Here is a 16,356-nt window from a genome sequence, read left to right on the forward strand (position 1 = left end):
GAAACCTTACCGGGCTAACTAGTCTGCGTCAAGGCTCCCAACCCCAGGAAATACGGGGCCTGTAGCCATTTCACCCCGTTTCCAACATAACTTACGACAATCATTTTCCTCGAACTGCTTCATTTATCTGATTAATTGTTCCACTTTTGACACAATTTGTGCACTGGATCGCGCAGTAAGATCGTAATTGTAAATATCTGTACGATATTGCGTACGCCCATCGGGTCCAACAAATGCGGTCAGATAGTAAAGATTAACCGGAATATTTTGGCGAATATTCACGTAGCGCGTATCCCCTTGTTTCAGGGCATCCGAGATCCGCGAATCATTCCAGCCCGCATCCTGTAGCAGCATATTCGCCAGTTCCGAGGCCTTATTCACGCGCACACAACCGGAGCTAAGCGCCCGCGTATCTTTCTGGAACAAATTATGATTCGGCGTATCGTGCAGATAAATAGCGTCTGAACTCGGCATATTGAATTTATAACGTCCCAACGAGTTGCGCGCACCCGGCGCTTGCTGGAAGCGGAACGGCAGATTTGACGGCGTAATCGTCGCCCAGTCCACCTGCCACGGATCGATAGTTTCTTTACTGTTCCAGCCACGCATCACGGTATACCCGTGACGTTCGAGATAGCCTGGATCGTTCCATACCTTAGGCAAAATGTCTTTGCGCGCCAGCGTCGGCGGAACGTTCCACGGTGGGTTAACGACGACGTTATTCAGCGCGCTGCTCATCATCGGCGTTTTACGGTCAGGACGTCCCACAATAACCCGTGAATCCAGCACCTGATTACCGTTTTGATAATAGACCAGCGAGTAAGCCGGAATATTAACCATAATCCCGGTAGACATCTCACCCGGCAGCAGGCGTAAACGCTGGATATTCAGTGCCAGCACACCCGCGCGCTGCGCGGGCGTCACGTTCAGCCAGTCACGCGTTGCCGGACCAATTGCACCATCGGCCCCCAATCCCTGCCATGTCTGAAAACGCTTTACCGCCGCAACCAGTTCACTGTCGTAAGCACTACGCCCTTCTCGGGCAGATGTACTGACTGTCGCATCCAGCATGCCGGTGCGCTGCAAAATTTCGCGCAGGGCCGGAATATCATTACTCCATTCACCTGGGCGCAGCGTGGCTGTGCTGGTTAACTGTGGCCACGGACGTGAATCGCCCACCAGCTTCAGCAGCGATTCATGCATCGCCGCGTACTGCGGGTGCTGCGGCGTCAGACTGGCTATAAAGGGGGTTAACTGGCCGTTATCCAATGCCACCTGCCATTGATTAATCACTGAAATGGGCGGCGTAGTCAGCGCGTAAGGCTTGTCGCTGTAGAGCCAGCGATTACCTTTGACCGGGATATTGGCAATAAAGTGAAGGTAGCCCATCATCGCGTCAGAAAGAACGGCATCCCGCGCCAGGCCCGTTACGCCTGGGTCGGTCAATAAAGCCACCCAATTAGTGAACTGCGGCTGAAAACCGGCAATCGCCACCTCGGTGAGCTGTTGCTGAAAGGCTTTGACCGCATCGCGATTTTCCCACATCGGTTTCATATCGCGGGCGGCGTACAGCAACTCCAGTTGGCTCATGTAAACCGGCGTATAACCTACTGGAAGTTGAGAACGTAATTCTGCGCGGGCATTATCCACAGACGCGCCATCCGGCAGCGCCTGAATACCCGCCATCACGGCTGTGGCTAAAGATTGTCCCTGCGGCTGCGATAACGCGGTTGGCTGCTCGCTGACGGTCGCTGAGCTGTCGCCAGGGATCATTTCAGGCTCATCGGCCTGCGCATTGAACAGCGGAGCGAATGTTACGGCCAGGCACAAACTGATTGCCGACAGCCGACGACCACACATTTTATTAAGCAACATCCCTTGCCCCCTGTTTTCTTTATCATACTTAAATAGCCAGGCCGTCTGTATTCTCCCGATTATCTCGGGGCGGGCCTGTAAAACGCCAATACGCTCTGAAGTATGACGAGCAAGCCCGGTGACGCGTCGGGCTTATCTTCAGTATATAAACATCAAATCGTTTTTGCCTAACCTAATGTAAAGAAATATAAAGAAATTACACCAGGCATTGAGTCCTTTTCAGAAAAGAAGAAGGCGGCCCTTTAGCCGCCTTCCTGACTTAACTTGCCTGCGATGAGGCATCTTCCGTTCCGGACAGCGGTTCAGGAAGCTGCGGTGCAAACCCGCGCAGACCCACTACATGAACGTGCTCAGTATTCTGGAAGACCTTACGCACCAGTTTATAGGTGGTGCCTTTCTCCGGGCTGATGTTCTCCGGCGCGGCGATAATAAGCTGCATCTGCAAACGCTCGCACAGTTCAAACAGGGTCGCGATAGAGCGTGCATCCAGTCGTGCGGCCTCATCAAGGAACAGCAGACGACACGGGGAAATATCTTTCCCACGCAGTCTACGTCCTTCATCTTCCCAGCTTTGTACCACCATCACCAGAATCGACATCCCGGTACCGATCGCTTCACCCGTTGACAGCGCACCGGACTCAGCACGCAGCCAGCCGTCTGAACCGCGGTTAACTTCAACTTCCATTTCCAGATAGTTGCGGTAGTCCAGTAGCTCTTCACCAATGGTTTGCGGCGTGCGCTGCCCCATGTCAATCTGCGGATTCAGACGCTGATACAGCTTCGCCAGCGCTTCCGAGAAGGTCAGGCGGTTACTGTTAAACAGATCCTGGTGCTGCTCGTGCTGCTCGGACAGGACATCCAGCAACGTGGCGTGGGTTTCACGCACGTTAACGTTCAGACGAACGCTGTTAACCTGACCGAAGGAGACGTTTTGCAGACCCTGGTTCAGCATACGAATACGGTTTTGCTCGCGCTGGATAGTCTTACGGATGATGTTCGCCACGCTGCGGGAGCTGATCGCCAGCTTCTGTTCACGCGAGGTTAACTCTTCCGTCAGGCGGCTAAGCTCAATTTCCATTTGCTCGATGGCTTCCACCGGATCGTCGGTGCGGATAATATCCTGACGAATACGTTCGCGCAGATGCTGGTAGACCGCCACGAAGAACTGGATTTTGCGTTCCGGACGCTTCGGATCTTCGGACATGCGCAGTACGTCACGCAGGTGTTCGTTATCCGCCACCGCCAGACGTAGCGCACCTAACGCCTTATCCGACATTGAACGTAATTCATCCCCGGAAAGATAAGCCAGCTCGCGACGGTGCAGACGACGTTCAACGCCATTGTCTTTCACCATGCGCATCACGGCGCACCATCCGGCTTTCGCCATGACCACCTGCTCACGCATTTCAAAATAATCACGTTCCAGCTTACGCAGCCTGCGGGTCAGGTTATCCATTTCCGCTTCGCAGAAAGTCAGTGCTTTTTCCAGTTGGTTACGGCGCGCACGGTTGTTGCTGAGCTGCGCGTGCAGCTCATCACGACGGATACGCGCTCGTTCTTCCGCTCCGCTGTCGGCACGAACGCCAATATCCTGCAGCTCGCGCTGTAAATCGTTTAGCAGCTCTTTTTTGGTGTCATACGAGCTTTTCAGCGACGCCATTACCTGGCTGTACTGACTTAGCTGTGCAGCATGACTGCGCAAGGCTTCACGAGCACGGGTACGTTCAGCTTCTGCGTGCTCCAGACGTTCACGCAGCTTCTCGTTCAGATCGCTGTTACCGCTGAGCATATCTGCCGAGTCGGAATAGCTAAAGTGCGCGCGGCGCTGGACAACTTCGGTCAGCGCAAACGCCTGCTGACGCGCGTCACGCTGCATTTGCTGCGAGTATGCGTAGTCTTCTTTTAACTGTTCAAACTGCTCGGGGTCATTTTGCAGAACCGAAACCATCGGCTCCAGTTTGGCAAGCTGATTACCATGCTGCTGAACGAAACGCGCGGCCTCCTGGGCTTCATCCAGACGTTCGCGGATTTCGTCTACGCGGTCAGCTAAGGTGTCATCGGCCAGTAGATTCAAACGCGGCAACAGGCGGTTAAGGGCTGAGACGCCCTCTTTCGCCTGTTCAAACTGCATGCGTTGCTGCTGGTTATCATTTTCATGATTGGTCAGCGCACGCTCCAGCTCAACGCGGCGGCTGTTCAGCTGGCGAATTTCCGCCTCGGGATCGGATTCAAACGCCACCGACAGATGGCTGCCGATGAAGCGGCTAAACGCCTGGTGCAGACGTTGCGTTTTCTGGACGTCAAACGAGAGCGTAGCGAAGCGTTCGGACAGCCCTTCACGTTCGGCATGCAGAGTTTCTATGCGGCTTTCCCGCGCGGCGCGACCAAAAATCGGTACCGTCGGGAAGCGAGAATAACGCCACTGACGCTCGGCGGTTTTCACCACCACCGCGCCTTCCAGTTCATCCACGCTGAAGACGCTGTCATCAAACGACTGCGGGTCCCCTTCGATGAAATAGAGATCTTCCGGGCAATCCGTCAGTCCAGACAGCTGTTCGGTGACCAGTGACAGATCCGGGACCACGATGGCATGGCGCGACGGGCCATACAGCGCGGAGAAGTACGGAGCATCTTCAAGGCTGACGTCATCGTAGATTTCTGACAGCAGCACGCCACCAAAACGTTCGGCCAGTGCGTTGAGGCGCTGATCTTCTGCGCCCCCCGGCTGACTTAAGCGTTCTATCTCTTCATCTACCGCGTTTTTACGTGCGCCGACTTCATCACGCTCAACAATGGCTTCGCGTTCGCGCTCCAGCAGTTGTTGCAGATATTCGGTGACCTCCTGGCTGGAGGTAAACTCTTCACCGCACTGCTCGCTGAGCTGGTTGAGGCTATTTTGCGCCGCCAGCCAGACAGGGGCTCGTTGCATTAAATGCTGAATACGGGATTGCAGTTGTTCCTGCTCCTGACGCAGGGTCATACGCTGTTCGCTGGCAGACGACACGCTATCAGACAAGGACGCGATGCGGGCTTCCAGCTCCTGGTGCAGGGCTTCGAGCTCGTCGATGTCGAAGTGTTTACCCTGACGCTTACAGAATTCAGCCAGCAAACGCTCGGCCTCCTGCTGTTCGCGCAGACGCTGTTCCAGCTCGCTCAGCCGCATGCGCAGCGGCTGAACCTGCTCCGCCAGATGCCGTTGCTCAACGCCTTCACGCAGCAGCTCACGCGCCACGCTCCAGGCTTCGCCGCGCGCCAGCGGGCCGTTAATCGCCGCCACCAGCTGATAGGCTTGTTCGAACTGGCTGTGCGCGGTTTGCGCCACGCTCATTTTTTGTTCGAGCGTCAGTAGTTTTTCCGTGGCTTCCTGCTCTTTCGCCTGGAAGGTTTCCAGCCACTCCGCTGCGGAGTCTGGCGTCAGATCCGGTAAATGACAGATCTCTTTGGCCCGGCTCAGTGCCTGAATCGCCTGAGTATACTGAATCGCACGCGTTTGCTGGACGTCAAGCGCCTGCTGATAATCGGCAAGCTGGTTTTTCAGCTCATCCACTTCCAGCTCGGCGGCTTCCGCCCGCGCTTCGTTGTCTTCCTGGCGATCGGCAGCTTCCGCCACCACTTCATTTTGTTCTTCGAGACGGATCTGTAACTCTTCGAGATCCGCTTCATAACGTTCAATTTTTTCCTGCTGACGCAGCGCGGTTTGCACCAGATTCAGGTGATCGCTGGCCGCCTGATAATCGGCTTCAAGGTCGCCTTCGGCGCCATTATGCTCGCCCAGCTCACGCGCCATATCCACGTGCTTATACTGCTCTGCCGCCAGTTGTTTACGTGACGTGTGCAGCTCACGACGATATTCCAGCGCTTTATCCAGGTGAATACGACGTTCGTTGGCATGGCGCATATAATCCGCCGCCACGTAGTTGGTCGCTTCGCTGATCAGGTGCTTAAACAGGTCGCGGTCAGACTGGGTCACGCGTATGGCTTCCAGCGTCATGCGGTTTTCACGCAGCGCGGCTTCCATATCCTGGAACGCTTTACGCACCCCGCCGTTTTCCGGCAGCAGGTAGTCACGAAGCGAACGGGTGATGGCGCTGGAAATCCCGCCATAAAGCGAGGCTTCAATCAGACGATAGAATTTGCTTCGATCGGAAGCGGAACGCAGACGACGAGCGATGATGCCCAAATCGAACATCAGCGAGTGATAATCCGTTATCGAGTTGAATTGCTTAAACTGGACGCCTTCCATCTCCTCAAGCTTATCTTTCAGCTCTGCAAGAGACAGGACGCGCGCCTGACGCTCGTTCAACGTTTCTGTGACCAGTTCGGTTGGCTGTACCGACATCGGCAGCCCCTGAATGGCGAACGGTTTGATATCCACTTTACGATCGCGCCCGGCGACCTGTTGCAAGCGCACGCCAACCACTACGCGTTGATGACGCGAATTCAGGACGTCGAGCATCGAGTAACAGACACCCGCTTTGAGCTTACCGTGCAGGCCTTTATCGCGCGATCCGCTGGTCGCACCGGCTTCGGTGGTATTACGGAAATGCAGTAAGGTTAAGTCCGGAATCAGTGCCGTAACAAATGCCGCCATAGTGGTGGATTTACCGGCACCGTTTCCGCCGGACAACGTGGTAACCAGTTCATCCAGGTCAAACGTGCGGGCAAAAAAACCATTCCAGTTGATCAGCGTTAGTGAGCGAAATTTACCGCGTTCAATCATTATTCTTCCTCTCCACTGTCCGGCTGATTCTCTTCTGGCTCATCGTTGAGTTGCAGATTATTCTCGACCGACATCGCCTCACCATCACGAATTAAACGACGCTGCGCTTCGCGTGGATCGTCACCGCTGCGCACATCCGCGCCAAAGCGGAACACCGATTCCGTAATGCGGAATTTGCTACTGTCATGGCCCATAAACCACACCATGCCTAAGCGGCGCAGGCGGTTTAATGAAGAACGTACTTTTTCCTGCAGCTTCTGACGGTCAACGTCCGAGCCGGTGGAGCGGTTATTCACCAGCCTGAGCAATTTAGCTTCGTCCGCCAACGTCAGCAGTTCGTCGTACAGTTCTTGCTGGGTAAAAATCCCTTCATTGGCCAGACGTTCCGGGCTGAGATAGAGATAGCAAAGAATTTTACCAACCATCATGTCCAGTTCAGACAATACTGAGCGCGGAATAAGCGTGGTGGAGCGCGGACGAAGGTAGAAAAAACCCTCCGGGGCGCGAATGAGCTCCACGTTATAGCGGCTGTAAAATTCTTCAAAATATTCCTGAAAGTCCATCAGGAAGGCATGATTATCCAGCTCATCCAGCCCGATATGTCGGCCCGAACGTAATGCGCTGTCCAGCGCCGGAAATAACGGATTCGCCAGCGCCTGCGCCAGCTTAACCGGCATCACTTTTTCAATATTTGTCAATGACATGCGCCTGTACCTTGGCTCCGTAATCATTAATCGGCTGCCATTTGGCTGGCAGTCCGGTGAAATCTGCTTGCGCTACGCCAAGGCGTACCGCCTGATCGATAACAATACGCGCAACGTCGAAGTGACGCGCGCGCGGATATTGCGCCAGATACTCGCGCACTACCAAACCGAGATCCAGTGGCGTTTGTCTGGATTTATAGATAGCCAACTGTTCTTCGATGATCGCTGCCAGCTGTTCACGGATCTCGTTAAATTCTTCATACTCAAGGTCCGGCGGCAGTTCCCCAGTGACCTCTTCATCACGCAACACCATCTCTTCGTCACGCATGTCCAGCAGACGATCGGCATTGGCATAGGTCAACGCCCACGGATCGTCAAAGTAAGTCTGGACAGACTGGCGCAAACGCTGAGCAAAGACGCGGTTTTTATCCATATCAATCGCGGTACGGATGAATTTATGCACGTGGCGATCGTAGCCGATCCACAGATCGATGGATTGCTGACCCCAGCTTATAATACGGTCAAGCTTGCTCTGTAAGTCGAACACCAGACGGTCAACGAAATGCAGATCGTCATGGGTCATGGTGGAGTCCTGAATACGCAGCAGGTTAGCCTGTAGCTTATCCCCCGCTGCTTCCAGCGTGTCCTGCAGTTCACGCAGCGTGCCGGAGGTTTCAGACAGCAGCATTTCGCAGCTGGAAATCGCCGCCCGCCAGTCTTTATTCAGCAATTGGGCAATGTCGTCTTTCACCTGCTGCTGCTGCTCATCCATAATGCGCTGCGTCAGGTCGATGCTGTCGAAGATTTCCGCCACCGAATATTTCAGCGGTGCGTACACATTGCGGTGCCAGTGGAACTCATCGCCGCCTTCTTCGGCCGCATCTGCCGCGCGCTTCAGTTCCCCAGCCACAATTGAGAGCTGCATGGAAAGGCGCAGCGTCGAGAACTCACGCTGGCGGATGTAATAATCGGTGATGCCAATCCCCAATGGCGTCAGACGATAAATGGCGTTTCCTTCCGCCTGCTCGCTGGTAAAGCGGTTCAGCAGACGTTGACGCACCATATCGTTGATCGCGTTGTTGGCGCGCACGCCGATGGTTTCGCTGGTTTGCTCAAACGCATCACTGACATGGCGGAATGCATCCACCAGTTCGCCTTCACTCATCTCACCGTCAAGCCGCTCACCGTTCAGCGTAGCCACAGCCAGCAGAAAAGAAAGTCTGTCTACCGGCAGAGAGATGGAAAAGTCATTTTTTCTGGCCCAGGCAACCAGTTCGGGGACTGTCTGGGAAAATTCACTCATAGGTTATCCTTGCATCTGCGGTTTACGCGCGGTGACATGAATATAACGCCCAAGGCTGATAAACGGCTCCTGGCGACAATAGCGCGTTTCTATTTCTGTTAAAGCGTCAAAACAGTCATGCTGTTTTTGTTTATCACGCAGATAATCATGAAACACCCTCACGCCCGTTTTACCGGTTATCTCCCAGCCGATCTCCTCCAGCCAGCCATAGACTTGCTGAGGGTCGCGCGGGAAATCGGGAGACAACGTGCGCCGTTTCTTTTTATACATTCCCTGCTGTACATAGCCGAAATTACCGACCAACACATTACGCATCAACAGACCGTTTGCATTGTAGAACATCAGCGATAAAGCACCGCCCGGGCGTAACATCGACCACAGTGTTTTTAAGACCGCTTGCGGGTCAGCCACCCATTCCAGCACAGCATGAAACAATATCAGATCAACCTGAGAATCCAAATGCTGCGGAATGTCCTGAGCGGCACAATGTATAAAATGCATGTTGTCGCTCACACCTTGCTCTTCTGCCGCCCGTTGCGCTCGCGCCACCATTTCAGCAGAAAGATCGCACAAGGTGACGTGATGGCCCCGCTGCGCCATCAGAATGGCTGTCTGCCCTTCTCCGCCACCCGCATCAAGCACACGCAACGTTTGGCCCGCGTAGTCGGCAAGCAGCGTGTCCAGATCCTGCCAGAGGATCGTCTGACGAAGCTGACCTTTGGTGGTACCGTAAATGTTACGGGAAAACTTCTCGGCAATATCATCAAAATTGCGATCCCGCATCGCGCGCTCCACATGCTGGCTTAAGGGTGACTAAGTAAAACCGCTATTTTGTCACACCCACGCCGAGAATGAACCTTTCTGGTGTAATATCCCTGCTGATCTTCTGCTGTATGGTTAAAAAAGGAACCAAAAAGGATGCTTTTTACACTGAAGAAAGTGATTGGCGGTATGATGCTGCCGCTTCCGTTGATGCTGCTGGTGATGGGGATAGGGCTGGCGCTAGTGTGGTTTAGTCGCTTTCAGAAAACAGGGAAAGTGTGTATTAGCCTTAGCTGGCTGGCACTTTTGCTGCTCAGCTTGCAGCCCGTCGCCGATAGTCTGCTAAAACCGATTGAGGATACCTATCCCACCTGGCAGGATACGCAGAAAGTCGAGTTTGTTGTGGTACTGGGCGGAGGTTATACGTGGAACCCGCAATGGGCGCCGAGTTCAAATCTTATCAATAATAGCCTTCCGCGCCTCAATGAAGGTCTGCGCCTGTGGCGAGCCAATCCGGGATCGAAACTTATCTTTACTGGTGCTGCAGCTAAGACCAATCCCGTCAGCACTGCTGAAGTTGGTGCCCGAGTGGCGCAATCACTGGGGGTTCCCCGCAGTGAGATAATTACCCTGGATGAACCTAAAGATACCGAAGAAGAAGCCGCCGCAGTGAAAAAAACAATCGGTGACGCGCCATTCCTGCTGGTGACCTCCGCATCACATTTACCGCGCGCGATGATCTTCTTCCAGCAGGCCGGACTGCATCCGCTACCAGCACCCGCTAATCAACTGGCGATAGACTCTCCGCTGAACCCGTGGGAGCGCGCCATTCCGTCTCCCGTCTGGCTGATGCACAGCGACCGCGTCGGCTACGAAACGCTGGGAAGGATCTGGCAGTGGTTGAAGGGCTCATCAGGCGAGCCAGGGCAACAGTGATTTGGTTGCCAGATCAAAGTTAGACCGACTGAAACGCCCGGTATTGACCAACTGGGCGACTTCATCCCACAACACATACAACCAGCGTCGCCAGATGAACGACTCCGCCACGGGCGCGCGTTGCAGATATTGCCACAACAGACTTTCCGCCAGCGCATTATCCATCAGCCGGAACAGCTCAAACTCTCTTGGTGCCCAGAGCATTAATCCCGGCCCGACCATTGCCAGGAGCTGATCGCTACGAGCATCTTTGAGCATACTGCGCAAACTGAAATTGCCGTGGATCAGAACGCAGTTATCGTTAAAACCTTCGAACAGGCTGGGCAGGCACTCTCGGGTACGAAACAAAATCCGTTTGTCCTGCATCGTTAACCCGGTATTGCTGAACTGGTTGAGGGTGCTCCACAACACCTCCACACGTTGACGATACCAGGATGGCCAGAAATTTTCCTGGGTATTATCCACCTCACCAACACATCCGCGACTGTCCTGGCGATGCCATGACAGCATGCCTTCTACAATCTGATCTTTTAAATGTTCCCAACGCTCGGGCGTTCTGGCAGGTGCTTCCACCGGCACGCCGCGTAAGCGCTCAAGTAGCAGCACGTCCGGGCCAGGATGTTCCTCGTGCGTCAGGACACCATAAATGACCGGCATACGTACCGTACCACTGCGCGCCAGCATGGACGTTTTCCATGCCAGTTGCTGTGCCATACCCGGCGTAGTGAAACTTCTCGCCATCAGCGGCATCGGGTTTCCCTGGCTGTCATACAATGCCCACAGCGCTGTATCCGCTTTTTCATTCACGCATTCTATACGACTGAGTTTTTCACCCAGTAAATGACTGAGTTCGGCACGCAACTGTTCCATTTCAGATGGCCCTCATAAATGCGACTGCTTTCATAATGAGCGTCGTGCAGACGGATGTCACCCGGATGAGATCAATTGATGAACAGAAAAGTGGAAGAAAAGAATCAAGATACGACACTCCTCCCACTAATACTCGTCAGATATCAATCTGTAGTGAGGGGAGTGTGATTAGAAAAACTAACGCATTTCGGCGCGAACGCGCTCGAGATCTTCGGCGGTATCAACGCCTGTGCCGGGTACTTCTTTCGCCACAGCAACGTGAATTTTTTCGCCGTACCACAGCACGCGGAGCTGCTCCAGCATTTCAATATGCTCAAGCGGGCTCGGCTGCCAATTAACATAGCGACGGATAAAACCGGCGCGATAGCCATAAATCCCCAGGTGACGCAGGAAAGTATCACCGACGGTTTCAAGACTTTTGGCAAAACGATCGCGATCCCAGGGAATAGTTGCCCGTGAGAAATAGAGCGCATAACCTTCCGAATCCAGTACCACTTTTACCGCATTAGGATTAAAGGCTTCTTCCGTGGTGTGGATCGGCGCGGCAAGCGTTGCCATACCGACCTGCCGCTGCGCCAGGTTCTCTGCTACCTGCCGAATAATGACCGCCGGGATCATCGGCTCATCACCCTGCACGTTCACAATAACGGTATCGTCGCTAAAACCACATTTCTCGACGACTTCCGCCAGGCGCTCCGTTCCGGACTGGTGATCGGCGCGCGTCATGCACACTTCCCCACCCACCGCTTCGACTGCGCGAGCAACATCTTCATGATCGGTAGCAACAATAATGCGATCGGCACCGGACTCGCGCGCACGCTCCAGAACATGCACGATCATCGGTTTGCCGTTGATATCCAGCAGGGGCTTACCGGGCAGGCGCGTAGACGCATAGCGCGCGGGAATAATGACCACAAAACTCATGATTTACTCTCATCCGCCGTCAGGGCGCGAGCTTCCGTTTCCAGCAACACGGGAATACCGTCTCGCAGTGGGAACGCCAGGTTATCCGGCTTACAAATAAGTTCCTGTTTTTCCTGGTTGTACCAGAGTTTTCCATTGCATACCGGGCAGGCAATAATTTCAAGCAGACGATGATCCATAGTTCCTCCAGATGGACCGGATTGTGAATCCGTAAATATTAACATATTCGTTTAGCGGGCTGGGCTATTTCCCAGCCATCACGGCAGTCGACAAATAAACTGTCAGGATAGCGTCCCAGCGTAACGCGTGTCGCCTGTTGCCAGCGCGCAAAATCATCGATGGCCTGGAACACGCCCCTTTGCAGGGTAATTCCCGGTTTGACGCCATCCTGCAACCATAGTGAGATAATCTCTAGCACGCCCGTTTTACGGTGCATTTTAGCATCCATACGACCCACCAGTTGCCCGCGATGCAGCAAAGGCAAAACAAAATAGCCGTACTGCCGTTTCGGCGCTGGCGTATAGCACTCCAGCCGATAGTTAAAATCAAACAACTGCTCCGCGCGTTTACGATCCCAGATCACCGGGTCAAAGGGAGATAACACAGCACTGTGGGTGGCTGTTAATTTGCCCGCCTTTGCCTGTTCAAGCAATGGTAGAAGATCGCTATGGAGCCACATAGGCCCCAACCTTTCGACATCGACAGGGATGATTTTCCGTTGCTCTGCGCGCACATCACGCCAGTTTTTGAGTTCTGGACGCTTCAATCGATAGTAGTCCGCCAGCCACGGTTCGCGGAAAATACCGAGGCTGCGCGCACTGTTGTCCAGCATGGTCGTTTCCGCTTGCGTCTGCGAAAGCAAGTCTCGTTCATCATCCCAGTGCGGCATAACCCGATGCGTTACATCATAGACCCGCTGGAAATTACGCCGCTCCACCACCATCACCCTACCGGCGGTGAACAGTCCTTCAAGATGACGTTTCTGCGGCTTCCATTCCCACCACCCGCTGGTTCCCTTGCGCGGATGCTCAAAATCGGCTGAACGCACCGGTCCATTTTGCTGAATGTGATGAAGCAATTGTTCAATCTCATGGACATGCTCTTGCATCCAGGCGGCTTTGTACTTCCAGCCCATATTCTCTGGGGCAAGCATACGATGGCGAATCAGCATAAAGTCGCTGCGCGGTAAGAAGCACGCCTCATGCGCCCAATATTCCATCAACTCACCGCAATGTAGCGAGTCATCCAGCCACTGCGGGGAATAGTCGCCCAGGCGACTGAACAGCACCAGATAAGGGCTACGCGCGACAATATTAATGGTGTCTATTTGCAGTAAAGACATGCGCGTAATGGTCGCAAGAATATCTGCCGGGGTCGCCCGACGACGTGTTTTTTTCAACAGGCCCTGTGCTGCCAGGTGAAGATGACGGGCATCCGTCAGAGAAAGGTGCGGCAACGACATGGATAACCTCATCAATCAGTCGCTGCCGCAGCGTGAAACCGTTAACGAGCCAGCGAGGTTAATCTATCAAGTAATACGTCAGGCTGGTCGCCCGACAGATGCGCATCAACAGGGAGGTACCACCAGTTATCCTCGGCAAAGGCACGACATTTCACCGCGTCTTTTTCCGTCATCACCAGCGTTTGTCCAGCAACTAATAATGCACTGACGTCACTGTAGGTCAGAGACTGATGGTCTGCCAATGGGACACATTTCTGTGGGTTAGCCCCGCATGCCGCCAGGGTGGCAAAGAAACGCGGGGGATGGCCAATCCCAGCCATAGCAACAATATTGGGTAACAGCGCAACGTCGCGGCGCTCGCCGGTGCGTAAATTAACCGCCAGCCCCGGCTCAAGGCGCATCGGAATCTCTCCCGCCTGCGGGATACCGCCGTTGACGATAGCCGCATCCACAGATTTAAGCCGATCCGCTCGCTCCCGCATAGGCCCCGCGGGAAGCCACCAGCCGTTGCCAAACCGACGTTCGCCATCAATCACCACGATTTCAACATCGCGCGCCAAGGCATAATGCTGCAGACCATCGTCCGTGACGATAATCTGCACGTCATGATGAGCAAGAATGGCTTTTACCGCATCGGCTCTTACCGGAGAAACAGCAACCGGTACGCCGGTACGCTGGAAGATCAGTACCGGTTCATCGCCCGCTTCTGCCGTCGTGGTGTCCGCCGTCAGCAACAGCGGGTACGCCTGCGCTTTTCCGCCATAGCCGCGAGAAACTACGCCCACACGAATGCCGCGTTGCTGCAGGTGTTCAACCAACCAAATAACGACTGGCGTTTTACCATTGCCGCCGGCTGTAAGGTTTCCAACTACTACAACCGGCACCGGTGCGCGCCATGCACGTTTAAGCCCATGCGTATAGCATAAGCGGATCACCCCGCTCACCAGACCATATAGCCAGGAGAGCGGAAGTAACAACCGCCACAGCGGCGATTCACCGGACCAGATGCGCGCGATCATTGACCAAATTGCATTTTGTGTAATTGCGCATACACACCGCGCTGTTCGAGCAGTTCACTATGGGTGCCGCGCTCAACAATCAGCCCATCTTCCACAACGACAATCTCGTCCGCCTGTTCGATGGTCGAAAGACGGTGCGCAATGACCAGCGAGGTGCGGTTCTTCTGCAGTTCATCAAGAGCCGCCTGGATAGCGCGTTCGGATTCGGTATCCAGAGCCGACGTCGCTTCATCCAGGATCAAAATCGGGCTGTCGCGTAGCAAGGCACGGGCGATAGCAATACGCTGGCGCTGACCGCCGGAAAGCAGCACGCCGTTCTCGCCGATGACCGTATCCAGACCATCATCCATCTTGTTGATGAAGTCCATGGCGTAGGCCATACGCGCCGCTTCTTCAATCTGTTCGCGGCTGTAGATATCCGTACGTGCGTAAGCGATGTTATTGGCAACCGTGTCGTTAAACAGGTGCACGTTCTGCGAGACCAGCGCAACCTGATCGCGCAAGGACGCCAGGGTATATTCACGCAGATCGTGTCCGTCCATCAGAATTTGCCCTTCATCAATGTCATAGAAGCGCGTAATCAGACTGGCGATGGTAGATTTACCTGAACCTGAACGCCCAACCAGCGCAACGGTTTTTCCTGCCGGAATATGCAGGTTGATGTTACGCAGTGCAGGCACTTCACGACCCGGATAGGTAAAGGTGACGTTACGGAACTCTAAATCGCCGGTCGCACGTTCGATAACGCGTTTACCTTCGTCTTTTTCCTGTTCGCTATCCAGAATAGTGAACAAGGTCTGGCACGCCGCCATACCACGTTGGAACTGGGCGTTGACGTTAGTCAGAGACTTCAGCGGACGCATCAGAGCGATCATTGAGGAGAAGACCACCGTGATGGTCCCTGCCGTCAGGTTTTCCATGACGCTGGGGAAACTGGCTGCATACAATACGAAAGCCAGCGCCAGCGACGCAATCAACTGAATGATTGGATCGGAGATAGAAGACGCGGAAACCATCTTCATGCCCTGTAAACGCATCTTGTTGCTGACTTTATCAAAACGTTTGGTTTCGACTTCCTGACCACCAAAAATCAAGACTTCTTTGTGGCCTTTCAGCATCTGCTCCGCACTGGTCGTCACTTGCCCCATAGTGTTTTGCATATTCTTACTGATGCTACGGAAACGCTTGGAAACCACACGGATCGCAATCGACACAATAGGTGCCAGCACAATCAGAATTAATGACAGCTGCCAGCTGTAATAAAACATCATGATAAACAGGCCAATAATCGAGGCCCCTTCACGCACTACTGTGATCAGTGCGCCAGAAGACGATGACGCAACTTGCTCTGAATCATAGGTAATACGAGACAGTAACGTACCGGTTGATTGTTTATCAAAAAAAGCGACAGGCATGCCCATCATATGACCAAACAGGCGGCGGCGCATGGTCATCACCACTTTGCCTGACACCCAGGAAATACAGTAGCTGGAGACATAGCTGGTTAAGCCACGTACTACCATCAGTCCAATGACCACCAGTGGCATCCACATCAGCACCGAGCGATCTGTTTTACCAAAACCATCATCCAGTAATGGTTTAAGGAGCGATAGCATGAAGGTATCGCTGGCCGCGTTCAGGACTAACGCTATACCCGCCACGATCAGACCCGATTTAAAAGGCGCTATGGTCGGCCATAGTCGGCGAAACGTCTGCCACGTAGAGAGATCTTTATCGTTATGCATTCAAAAAACCAGCATTTGTTAGAATAGCCGCATATT

Annotated in this window: 12 protein-coding genes; 1 reads left to right on the plus strand and 11 read right to left on the minus strand. The window is 53.9% G+C overall.

Annotation, left to right across the window (positions count from 1 at the left end):
• Positions 1-123: 123 nt before the first annotated feature.
• The 5 genes from ldtD to cmoM all read right to left on the minus strand — a co-directional run bounded on the left by ldtD (position 124) and on the right by cmoM (position 9,385).
• Complete coding sequence (gene ldtD / locus IB214_RS16290) at positions 124-1,875, minus strand: L,D-transpeptidase (RefSeq protein WP_117341718.1); 1,752 nt, start codon at positions 1,873-1,875, stop codon at positions 124-126.
• A gap of 259 nt (positions 1,876-2,134) precedes the next feature.
• Positions 2,135-6,595: a chromosome partition protein MukB gene (gene mukB, locus IB214_RS16295; RefSeq protein WP_117341717.1), complete on the minus strand. Its 4,461-nt coding sequence runs from the start codon at positions 6,593-6,595 to the stop codon at positions 2,135-2,137.
• Positions 6,595-7,299, minus strand: coding sequence for a chromosome partition protein MukE (gene mukE, locus IB214_RS16300; protein WP_096757667.1), 705 nt, complete (start codon positions 7,297-7,299; stop codon positions 6,595-6,597). Before mukE ends, mukB begins: the two co-directional genes overlap by 1 nt.
• Complete coding sequence (mukF, locus tag IB214_RS16305; RefSeq protein ID WP_096757668.1) at positions 7,280-8,602, minus strand: chromosome partition protein MukF; 1,323 nt, start codon at positions 8,600-8,602, stop codon at positions 7,280-7,282. The genes mukE and mukF overlap by 20 nt, the downstream gene beginning before the upstream one ends.
• A 3-nt stretch (positions 8,603-8,605) precedes the next feature.
• A complete protein-coding gene (gene cmoM, locus IB214_RS16310) occupies positions 8,606-9,385 on the minus strand; it encodes a tRNA uridine 5-oxyacetic acid(34) methyltransferase CmoM (RefSeq protein ID WP_096757669.1) in 780 nt (259 codons plus the stop codon).
• 135 nt (positions 9,386-9,520) lie between these two features.
• On the opposite strand from cmoM, the gene elyC reads away from it, so the two are divergent.
• Complete coding sequence (elyC, locus tag IB214_RS16315) at positions 9,521-10,300, plus strand: envelope biogenesis factor ElyC (RefSeq protein ID WP_115258937.1); 780 nt, start codon at positions 9,521-9,523, stop codon at positions 10,298-10,300.
• Here elyC and IB214_RS16320 read toward each other — a convergent pair.
• The 6 genes from IB214_RS16320 to msbA form a co-directional block, all read right to left on the minus strand.
• Entirely contained in the window at positions 10,277-11,170 is an 894-nt protein-coding gene (locus tag IB214_RS16320; RefSeq protein ID WP_096757672.1) for a YcbJ family phosphotransferase, read from the minus strand. The two genes, elyC and IB214_RS16320, sit on opposite strands and share 24 nt — an antisense overlap.
• Before the next feature lie 177 nt (positions 11,171-11,347).
• A complete protein-coding gene (kdsB, locus tag IB214_RS16325) occupies positions 11,348-12,094 on the minus strand; it encodes a 3-deoxy-manno-octulosonate cytidylyltransferase (RefSeq protein WP_117341716.1) in 747 nt (248 codons plus the stop codon).
• Entirely contained in the window at positions 12,091-12,273 is a 183-nt protein-coding gene (gene ycaR, locus IB214_RS16330) for a protein YcaR (RefSeq protein ID WP_096757674.1), read from the minus strand. The genes kdsB and ycaR overlap by 4 nt, the downstream gene beginning before the upstream one ends.
• A 38-nt stretch (positions 12,274-12,311) precedes the next feature.
• Entirely contained in the window at positions 12,312-13,556 is a 1,245-nt protein-coding gene (locus tag IB214_RS16335) for a winged helix-turn-helix domain-containing protein (protein WP_117341715.1), read from the minus strand.
• A 41-nt stretch (positions 13,557-13,597) separates the two neighbouring features.
• Positions 13,598-14,575 (minus strand): tetraacyldisaccharide 4'-kinase, encoded by a 978-nt coding sequence (lpxK, locus tag IB214_RS16340; protein ID WP_117341714.1) that lies wholly within the window; start codon positions 14,573-14,575, stop codon positions 13,598-13,600.
• Positions 14,572-16,320 carry a lipid A ABC transporter ATP-binding protein/permease MsbA gene (gene msbA, locus IB214_RS16345; protein ID WP_117341713.1) on the minus strand — a complete coding sequence of 583 codons (1,749 nt, stop codon included), beginning with the start codon at positions 16,318-16,320 and terminating at the stop codon, positions 14,572-14,574. Before msbA ends, lpxK begins: the two co-directional genes overlap by 4 nt.
• Positions 16,321-16,356: the final 36 nt, after the last annotated feature.

It is taken from the genome of Citrobacter sp. C1 (assembly GCF_014596895.2).
Classification (GTDB): domain Bacteria; phylum Pseudomonadota; class Gammaproteobacteria; order Enterobacterales; family Enterobacteriaceae; genus Citrobacter; species Citrobacter gillenii.

What these genes read in the sequence shown, in the direction of transcription:
- msbA (WP_117341713.1), bottom strand. Translation starts at nt 16,320, where the DNA reads ATGCATAACGATAAAGATCTCTCTACGTGGCAGACGTTTCGCCGACTA.
- kdsB (WP_117341716.1), bottom strand. Translation starts at nt 12,094, where the DNA reads ATGAGTTTTGTGGTCATTATTCCCGCGCGCTATGCGTCTACGCGCCTG.
- ldtD (WP_117341718.1), bottom strand. Translation starts at nt 1,875, where the DNA reads ATGTTGCTTAATAAAATGTGTGGTCGTCGGCTGTCGGCAATCAGTTTG.
- ycaR (WP_096757674.1), bottom strand. Translation starts at nt 12,273, where the DNA reads ATGGATCATCGTCTGCTTGAAATTATTGCCTGCCCGGTATGCAATGGA.
- IB214_RS16335 (WP_117341715.1), bottom strand. Translation starts at nt 13,556, where the DNA reads ATGTCGTTGCCGCACCTTTCTCTGACGGATGCCCGTCATCTTCACCTG.
- mukF (WP_096757668.1), bottom strand. Translation starts at nt 8,602, where the DNA reads ATGAGTGAATTTTCCCAGACAGTCCCCGAACTGGTTGCCTGGGCCAGA.
- lpxK (WP_117341714.1), bottom strand. Translation starts at nt 14,575, where the DNA reads ATGATCGCGCGCATCTGGTCCGGTGAATCGCCGCTGTGGCGGTTGTTA.
- elyC (WP_115258937.1), top strand. Translation starts at nt 9,521, where the DNA reads ATGCTTTTTACACTGAAGAAAGTGATTGGCGGTATGATGCTGCCGCTT.
- mukB (WP_117341717.1), bottom strand. Translation starts at nt 6,595, where the DNA reads ATGATTGAACGCGGTAAATTTCGCTCACTAACGCTGATCAACTGGAAT.
- IB214_RS16320 (WP_096757672.1), bottom strand. Translation starts at nt 11,170, where the DNA reads ATGGAACAGTTGCGTGCCGAACTCAGTCATTTACTGGGTGAAAAACTC.
- cmoM (WP_096757669.1), bottom strand. Translation starts at nt 9,385, where the DNA reads ATGCGGGATCGCAATTTTGATGATATTGCCGAGAAGTTTTCCCGTAAC.
- mukE (WP_096757667.1), bottom strand. Translation starts at nt 7,299, where the DNA reads ATGTCATTGACAAATATTGAAAAAGTGATGCCGGTTAAGCTGGCGCAG.